This is a genomic window from Clostridioides sp. ZZV15-6598 (genome assembly GCF_020657705.1).
In the GTDB taxonomy this organism is placed as follows: Bacteria; Bacillota; Clostridia; order Peptostreptococcales; family Peptostreptococcaceae; genus Clostridioides; species Clostridioides difficile_F.
Map to the genome: position 1 here is coordinate 1 of NZ_JAGWCS010000145.1, position 8,753 is coordinate 8,753.

General features: G+C 28.6%; 9 protein-coding genes. All 9 read right to left on the reverse strand.

Going from position 1 to position 8,753, the window contains the following annotated elements; translation table 11 throughout:
• Positions 1-80: 80 nt before the first annotated feature.
• Positions 81-1,760, reverse strand: a complete 1,680-nt coding sequence (gene recN / locus KGF50_RS18435; RefSeq protein ID WP_227849414.1) for a DNA repair protein RecN — start codon at positions 1,758-1,760, stop codon at positions 81-83.
• Between the two features lie 19 nt (positions 1,761-1,779).
• Positions 1,780-2,592, reverse strand: a complete 813-nt coding sequence (locus tag KGF50_RS18440) for a TlyA family RNA methyltransferase (protein ID WP_227849415.1) — start codon at positions 2,590-2,592, stop codon at positions 1,780-1,782.
• 118 nt (positions 2,593-2,710) lie between these two features.
• Entirely contained in the window at positions 2,711-4,570 is a 1,860-nt protein-coding gene (dxs, locus tag KGF50_RS18445) for a 1-deoxy-D-xylulose-5-phosphate synthase (protein ID WP_227849416.1), read from the reverse strand.
• A 34-nt stretch (positions 4,571-4,604) separates the two neighbouring features.
• Positions 4,605-5,042, reverse strand: coding sequence for a divergent PAP2 family protein (locus KGF50_RS18450; protein WP_227840560.1), 438 nt, complete (start codon positions 5,040-5,042; stop codon positions 4,605-4,607).
• Positions 5,043-5,071: 29 nt separating this feature from the next.
• Complete coding sequence (locus KGF50_RS18455; RefSeq protein WP_227849417.1) at positions 5,072-5,959, reverse strand: polyprenyl synthetase family protein; 888 nt, start codon at positions 5,957-5,959, stop codon at positions 5,072-5,074.
• A 2-nt stretch (positions 5,960-5,961) separates the two neighbouring features.
• The gene (gene xseB, locus KGF50_RS18460) at positions 5,962-6,177 is read right to left on the reverse strand and encodes an exodeoxyribonuclease VII small subunit (RefSeq protein ID WP_227434125.1); all 216 of its coding nucleotides are present in this window, start codon (positions 6,175-6,177) and stop codon (positions 5,962-5,964) included.
• 1 nt (position 6,178) lies between these two features.
• Positions 6,179-7,384: an exodeoxyribonuclease VII large subunit gene (gene xseA / locus KGF50_RS18465; protein WP_227849418.1), complete on the reverse strand. Its 1,206-nt coding sequence runs from the start codon at positions 7,382-7,384 to the stop codon at positions 6,179-6,181.
• On the reverse strand, positions 7,381-8,493 hold the full coding sequence (locus KGF50_RS18470; RefSeq protein WP_227849419.1) for an O-sialoglycoprotein endopeptidase: 1,113 nt from the start codon (positions 8,491-8,493) through the stop codon (positions 7,381-7,383). Before KGF50_RS18470 ends, xseA begins: the two co-directional genes overlap by 4 nt.
• Positions 8,477-8,753 (reverse strand): transcription antitermination factor NusB (gene nusB, locus KGF50_RS18475; protein WP_227849420.1); only part of this gene is annotated, 277 nt, incomplete at its 5' end. The genes nusB and KGF50_RS18470, both read right to left, overlap by 17 nt.

The window sequence follows — 8,753 nt, forward strand, 5'->3', positions numbered from 1 at the left end:
TTAAAATACTTTCATCATAAAAAATAGATGTAAAGTATCCATATAATATTCTCTACATCTATTTAAAATAAGCTTTTACACTAACTCTTTTTAGCCATTTCAATAATTTCGCTTGCATGTTCTATAGTTTTTTCTGTTATATTATTACCTGCTATAAGTCTTGCAATTTCATTTTTTCTTTGAGATTGATTTAATTTCTTAACATTTGTAAATGTTCTATTATTTGAAGTATCTTTTTCTATACAATAATGAGTATCTGCATTTGCAGCAATTTGAGGTAAATGAGTTATACATATTATTTGTTTTTTCTTCGCTATATCACTCAATTTCTCACCAACAATTTGTGCAGCTATACCACTTATCCCTGTATCTATTTCGTCAAACACTAAAGTATCTATATCATCTATATCAGCCAATATAGTCTTAAATGCCAACATAAATCTAGACATTTCACCGCCTGATGCAACTTTATATATAGGTTTAATATCTTCCCCTAAATTAAAAGATATCATAAATTCAATATCATCTATTCCATTTAAGGTAAATGAACTTTCTTCAAAATTAACTTTGAACATTACATTTTTCATATTTAAACTTTTTAATTCATCAAGAAGTATTCCCTCTAATTGAATTGCCACTTTATTTCTTGCTTTAGTCAATTTGCTGGCTTTTATTTTTAAATCTTCTTCTATTTTTATTAATTGATTTTTTAGTTGTTCAACTCTTTCATCTCTATTTAATATCTCATCCAGTCTATCTTTTGTCTTTTCATAATATTCAAATATAGCTTCTATACTATCTCCATATTTTCTTCTTAAGTTGTTAATCTCATCAATTCTAAGTTCAATCTGTTCTAATTCATAAGGCTCAAAATCTATATTATCTTTGTAATTTCTTATATCACCAGATATATCTTGTAGTTCATACATTATTCTTTCTATAGTTTCACTGTATTCACTTAAAACACTGTCATATTTAGATATATCATTAAGCTCTTTAGATGCAATACCTATCAAGTCAATAACATTATATTCACCATTATGTAATTTACTATAACTTAAATTTAAATTATTATATATCTTTTCACTATTTCTATACACATCTCTTTGTTTTAGTAAATCTTCATATTCATTTTTATTTAAATTTGCAGCCTCAATTTCATTTATTTGAAATCTTAATAAATCTATTTCTCGTTGAATCTGCATATCATCCTTATTTTCTGTTAAAGAATTCAAAGCCTTCTTTACTTCACTATATTTGTAATACACTTTTCTATAATCAACTTTAAACTTATCTAATTCATTTTCTCCAAATAGGTCTAAAAATTTTAAGTGTGTATCTTTATTAAATAAAGCTTGATTTTGATGTTGACCATGTATATCTATAAGTGTAGATGCAATTTCCTTTAGAAAAGATACTTTAACAGTCCTTCCATTTACTCTAGCAGTGCTTTTTCCATCTGAATATATCAGTCTAGTTATAACCAGTAAATTATCATCTTCTATACTTATATCATTATCATCTAATATTTTTTTTAGATATACGTTATCTGAGAAAAATATAGCTTCAACAAGTCCCTTATCTGTACCTTTTCTTAGAAAAGACCTATCATATTTCTCACCTAGACAAAGCCCAAGTGCATCTATTATTATAGATTTTCCTGAACCAGTTTCACCTGTAAGTATATTTAAGTTTTTATCAATACCCAGCCTTAGTTCTTCAACTAAGGCACAATTTTTCATATATAATTCGAGGATCAAGTCTAAGCCCCCTTTTATTCTATTTATCTAAATTATGAGAAGCATCAACGACTTCTACTATTTTTTTGTCATACATATCACTATCAAATTCATATCCTTCATTTCCATTTTTTAAATGAATTAAATATTCTATATTTCCTTCTGGACCCTTAATTGGAGAAAAATCCAATCCTAAAATTTCAAATCCATTTTGAACTGAAAAATCAGAAATCATTTTTATAACTTCTATATGTGTAGATTTTTCTCTAACTACACCTTTTTTACCTACCTTTTCTCTTCCTGCCTCAAACTGAGGTTTTATCAAAGCTACAATTTGTCCATTATGGATAACTAATTCTTTTGCTTTTGGAAGTACTAGTTTCAATGATATAAAAGATACATCAATCGATGCAAAATCTGCAAATTGTTTTGTATCTTCTATTGTTACATTCCTTATGTTTGTTCTTTCCATGCACACAACTCTATCATCTTGTCTCAATTTCCACGCAAGCTGACCATAACCAACATCTATAGAAAATACTTTTATAGCTCCATTTTTTAGCATGCAGTCTGTAAAACCACCTGTAGATGCTCCTATATCCATACAAACTTTTCCATCAATAGTTAAGTCGAAGTTTTTCATTGCTTTTTCAAGCTTTAACCCACCTCTACTAACGTATGGTATTGGGTTTCCTTTTACTTCTATAGCACAATCCTCTTTTACTTCTGTACCTGCCTTATCACATCTTTGATTATCAACAAAAACTAACCCAGCCATTATTGCTTTTTTAGCTCTTTCTCTACTTTCAAAATGTCCTTGCTCTACTAACAATAAATCTATTCTTTTCTTCATAAAATTACCTTTCTGTTAAAAGCTACTTTAATATTGACTAAAGTAGCTTAAAGTAACACACTCGATATTTATTCTAAGTGACAAATTTTAAATTTTATATTAATTTTAATCATATTATTTATATTAATTTTCTTATTTTCTCAGCAATGCACTTTGGTGATAATCCTACAAAATTATACAGTTCATCTGCATTGCCATGTTTTATAAACTCTTCTGGTATTGCTATGTTAAGTATATTTACCTTATATCCATTATCTATAATAAATTTACTTATTCTACTTCCAAACCCACCAGTAATGACATTATCTTCTATTGTAACTACATTTTTATGATTCTTAAATAAAGTATGCAACATATCTTCATCCATTGGCTTCAAAAATCTAGCATTAACTATTGTTGGATTTATACCTTCTTCTGATAATATTTCTTTAGCTTCTAGAGCATGTTTCACCATATTTCCAATAGAAAGTATGACTGTATCTTGTCCTTCATCTAATATCTCATATTTACCTAACTTAATGTCTTTGTATTCTCCTTTATTTAGATAGTAACTATTTCCTCTTGGATATCTAATTGCCAATGGAGAGTCTAATTTTAATGATAAATCCATCATAAGTTCCATTTCTCTTGTATCTTTTGGAGCCATTACTACAATATTTGGAATAGAATTTAAGTAACTTAAATCAAACATACCATGATGAGTTTCACCATCATTTCCAACTAGACCAGCCCTATCTATAAGAAAAGTAACTGGTTTTTTTGTTATACATACATCATGAATAATTTGGTCATATGCTCTTTGCAAAAATGATGAATATACAGCAAAATAAGGCTTCATACCATTTTTTGCAAGTCCTGCCGCAAACCCTGTTGCATGTTGTTCAGCTATACCAACATCATAATATCTTTTCGGGTAAGCACTTTCAAATAAGTTTAACCCTGTTCCAGATGGCATTGCAGCCGTTATTGCTACTATTTCTTCATTTTTGCTAGCCATCTCAACCAATTTTTCACCAACACTAGTTGACATAGACTTAACTTTGGAAGATGTCACACCTGTCTTTATATCAAACTTTGATACTCCATGATACTTATCAGGTTGCTCCTCTGCAAATTTATATCCTTTTCCTTTTTTTGTAATAACATGTAAAAGAACAGGTCCTTTTTTATACTTAGCTTTTCTAAGTGTTTCTATTAATTCTTTAGTATTATGACCGTCTATAGGACCATAATATTTTATACCTAATGAATCAAAAAATGAACAATCTTGAGGAGAAAAACTATATATTAATTTATCCTTAAACCTATGTGCAGTCTTAGATAAAATTTCACCTGTCGATGTAACATTTAAAATTTTATCAACTTCATCTGTCATTTTAACAACTGTTGAATTTCTTATGATACTTGATAGATATTTAGACATTCCACCAACATTTTTATCTATGGACATCTCATTATCATTAAGGATTACTATCATATTAGTATTTATATATCCCAATTGATTTAAAGCTTCAAGTGCCATACCTCCAGTTATAGAACCATCTCCAATTACAGATATAACACTATAGTTTTCTTTTTTTATATCTCTAGCACAGGCAATACCTGTTGCCACAGAAATAGATGTACTGCTATGTCCTGTGTCGAAAATATCATGAGGACTTTCACTCTCCTTTGGAAAACCACTTAGTCCATTGAATTGTCTTAAAGATACAAAACAATCTTTTCTTCCAGTAACCATTTTGTGAACATAAGACTGATGTCCTACATCCCACACGATTTTATCTTTAGGGCTGTCAAACACTTTATGAAGTGCTAATGTTAACTCAACTACACCTAAGTTAGAAGCTAAGTGTCCTCCTGTCTTGGAAACAGATTTTACTAAAAATTTTCTTATATCCTTTGCAAGTAAATCCATTTCTTCTATGCTCATATTTTTTATATCTTTTGGAGAATCTACTTTATCTAAATATTTATACATATTATCCTCACCTTTTATTTTGTAAATTTTAAATTTACATCAATATTAAAGCTGTTACTATACCAAGTAAAGCTCCAAACCAAACCTCTAGTGGTGTGTGACCTATTAATTCTTTTAATTTCTTCTGTTCTATATGCTTTCCATGTTGAAGGTCTGCTACCATCTGATTTAATATAGTAGCTTGTTTACCAACAGCACGTCTAACACCTGCTGCATCATACATTATAATCAGTGCAAGCACAGTAATTATAGCAAAATCAGTAGAATTAAACCCTTTTTCAATACCTACCACTGTAGCTAAACTTGTAACAAAAGAACTATGAGAACTAGGCATACCTCCTGAAATGAGTATTCTTGAAAACTCAATTCTCTTTCCCTTGCCAGTAAATATCTTTATGAATTGTGCTAAGAAACAAGCAATAAGACTTATTCCCAAAGCCCCATTGTTAAAAATCTCCGAAAAAAAGTCCATTTTTCCCTCCTCGATTTTAGCTGTATATTTTAATATTCTCTATCTATTATATATTCAGCCAATCCCTTTAAAAAATCTACATTGTCAGATAATTTTTCTATACTCTTCTTTGCCTCATCTATTAAATTATGTGCAATTTCTTTAGATTTATCTAATCCTAAAAGAGATGGATATGTTGATTTATGATTCTCTATATCACTTCCAACTTTTTTCCCTAGTTTTGCTTCATCTCCCACTATATCTAGTATATCATCTACTATCTGGAATGATAATCCGATATTTTTTGCATATTTAGTTATTTCTTCCATTTGTTCTGAATTTGCTCCACCTATAGTTGCTCCTGCTCTCATACATCCAACCATCATTGCAGCAGTTTTATTCATATGTATATAATCTAATTTTTCTTTTTCAATTTGTTTATTTTCGCTTTCTACATCTACTACTTGCCCACCTATCATTCCATATATTCCAGCACCTTTAGCAATTTCATTTATAGCTTTTAGATATTTTTCTGGATTTTCTTTATTTATTGAACCTGCAAGCATAACTTCAAAAGCATAGTTCAACAAAGCATCTCCTGCTAAAATTCCCATTGCTTCTCCATATACCTTATGATTTGTTGGTCTTCCTCTTCTTAAATCATCATTGTCAAGAGCTGGTAAGTCATCATGTATAAGTGAGTATGTATGTATCATTTCAATTGCAATAGCAAAAGGTATAGCTTCTTCTTCATTTCCTCCAACTACCTTACAGGCTTCTAATGTAAGTATTGGTCTTAATCTCTTACCTCCAGCACTCAAGCTGTAGTTCATAGCCTCAATAACAGTTTTTTGATAACCTTCTTCTTTTGGCATATAATCTTTAAGTACATCTTCTATAAAACTTGCTTTTTCTTTCAAACGTTGTTTAAATTCCACTTTTATTCCTCCTCTATTCTAAAATCCTCTTCTATTCCTAATTGATTAAATTTACTTATTTTTAATTTGGCATCATCCAAAAGCTTATTACAATGTTTATAAAGACTAATTCCTTCTTCATATAAGCTTAAAGATTCATCTAAGCTAGCATTTTTAGATTCTAGCTCATTTAAAATGCTCTCCAATCTTTTGTAAGCTTCTTCATAGGTTAAATTCATATTATACCTCTTTATTTTCAATTTTATCTATTATACATTCTAAATTTCCATCTTTTAATACTATATCTATGTTATCTTCAGTTTTCAATCTTTTTATACTATTTATTACTTTTCCGTTTTTTTGAACGATACTATAACCTCTGTCCATAGTAGCTAATGGACTTAGGTTATGAAGTAATGCTCCAACCTTTATTAATTTTTCATCTTCTAATTTTAAATTATTTTCTATTCCAAAAATTATTTTATCATATATTTTATCTAATTGTATAACTTTATCTTTTATTGTGTAAGAATCTAAATAGTTATTTATTTTATTAAACACTGATTCTAACTTGTATTGGTCTAATTCAACTTGGTTTATAAGAGACTTGTTCAATCTGCTTTTTATATTCCCAAGTTTATATTTTATGTCATCTAATGATGGAGTTGCAATCTCAGCTGCTGCTGATGGTGTCGGTGCTCTCATATCCGACACAAAATCACAAATAGTAAAATCAGTTTCATGCCCAACTGCTGATATTATTGGGATTTGAGAGTTAAAAACTTCTCTTGCTACCATTTCATCATTAAAAGACCAAAGTTCTTCTATTGAACCCCCGCCTCTACCAACTATAATTGTATCCACATTCTTCATATGATTAAAAAATCTAATTGCTTCACATATTTCTTCTGCTGACTTATCTCCTTGAACAGTTACTGGATAAAGCTTTATATTGACCTTTGGATATCTTCTTTTTATTACATTTATTATGTCTCTTATAACAGCTCCTGTTGGAGATGTTATAACTCCAATTGAATTTGGCATTTTAGGTATAGGTATTTTGTATTTGGAGTCAAATAAACCTTCCTTATTAAGTTTTTCTTTTAATTTATTAAATTCTATGTGTAAATTCCCAATTCCCTCTATTTCAATTTCATTAATATATAGTTGATATGCACCATCTCTTTCATAGACTGATATATATCCACTAGCTACAACCTTCACTCCATTGTCTAATTTTAGATTACGATTAAAATTACTTTTAAAAATTACACAGTTTAGCTTTGAAGTTTCATCCTTTAATGATAAATAAACATTTCCACTACTATGTATTTTAAAATTAGAAATTTCTCCCTTAACTTTAAGATTAGAAAGTATTGGGTCATTTATTAAAATTCTTTTAATATATGAATTTGCTTCACTTATATCTAAAGCTCTTAGTTTCATATTTTTTCTCCTAAAAAGTTATTCAATCCTATTATAGCACACCCAACAGCATTATCAGTTGAATATTGTGGCTCTGTAAAATGAGCTTTTATACAATTTTTTCTTAGTTTTAAACTTAATTCTTTGAGTACATACTTACTTGCAGAAACTCCACCTGCAAAAACTACTTCTTCTACATTGTAAGCTTCACATAAATATATTAAAGATTTAAACATGTTTCTAACTACTGAATCCAGCACTAATTTAGATATATATTCTTTTTTATCTTTGTTAATATCATCTCTATTGTCATCTATAATTTTATTCACCTGATTTTCTAATCCAGATAAATTCATATAGCCCTCTTTTACAGAAGTTTTTAGACCACTTTCTATTTTAAGATTACAATTTAAAGCATTTTCATCTAGATATTTTCCTGAAGGAAATTTATATCCTAGCTTTACACCTATTCTATCTATAAGTTGCCCAAAGCTAATATCTTTACTTCCTCCAATTATATTTATATTATATCCAAAATTATTATATAACTTACTTTTATCATCTTTTTTAGTATTTATTTTAGCTATTGCATCTAAATTTGTTTTAGTACTTATTTTGGTTATTACATCTAAATCTTTGTCATTTGTATCATAATTATTATCATGCTTAGTTATTAAAAGTATCTCTGTCGTGCCACCTGACATATGGACAGAAATAAACTTGTTATTATTTTTCAATTTACTATTTAATAAACTCGCCTCAATATGATTTTCCTGATGAGTAGTTTCATAAAATTTACATCCATGTATACTTGATAGTAACTTTCCAAAATTGTATCCAACATTAAATACAGGCATGTATGAATTTTCAACTGGTCTAGGCTTAATAGATGAACAAACTCCTTCTATGACAAATTTATTCCCAAATGATTTTATTCTATCACTAAGTAATCCTAAATTATTTACATGTTGAAACACAGCTTCACTCTGTCTTAATCCTTTTGAATTTGCCTTTACTTCTAGCATTATTTTTTCATTAAAAATAACTTTCTTCTCTAAAGAGATAGCTGCTATAGAAGTAGTATAGCAGCTAGTATCAATTCCAATTATTATATTATTGTCCAATTTCATCAACAACACTTCCTAATATTCCATTTATAAATTTAGGAGATTTATCATCACAATATATCTTTGCAAGTTCCACAGCTTCATTTATTGATACTTTATTAGGAGTGTCTAAATAAACTATTTCACACACTGATAATCTAAGTATAGACACATCTACCTTTGGCATTCTATCTACTGTCCAATTTTTGGCATGCTTATTTATTAATTCATCTATCTTATCATGATTTTCTCTTAGTGCTTTGCATACTGTATTTATATATTCT

Bases quoted from the DNA above. Each gene is read 5' to 3' on its own strand.
- KGF50_RS18440 (WP_227849415.1), bottom strand. From the start codon at position 2,592: ATGAAGAAAAGAATAGATTTATTGTTAGTAGAGCAAGGACATTTTGAA.
- dxs (WP_227849416.1), bottom strand. From the start codon at position 4,570: ATGTATAAATATTTAGATAAAGTAGATTCTCCAAAAGATATAAAAAAT.
- KGF50_RS18450 (WP_227840560.1), bottom strand. From the start codon at position 5,042: ATGGACTTTTTTTCGGAGATTTTTAACAATGGGGCTTTGGGAATAAGT.
- xseB (WP_227434125.1), bottom strand. From the start codon at position 6,177: ATGAATTTAACCTATGAAGAAGCTTACAAAAGATTGGAGAGCATTTTA.
- xseA (WP_227849418.1), bottom strand. From the start codon at position 7,384: ATGAAACTAAGAGCTTTAGATATAAGTGAAGCAAATTCATATATTAAA.
- KGF50_RS18470 (WP_227849419.1), bottom strand. From the start codon at position 8,493: ATGAAATTGGACAATAATATAATAATTGGAATTGATACTAGCTGCTAT.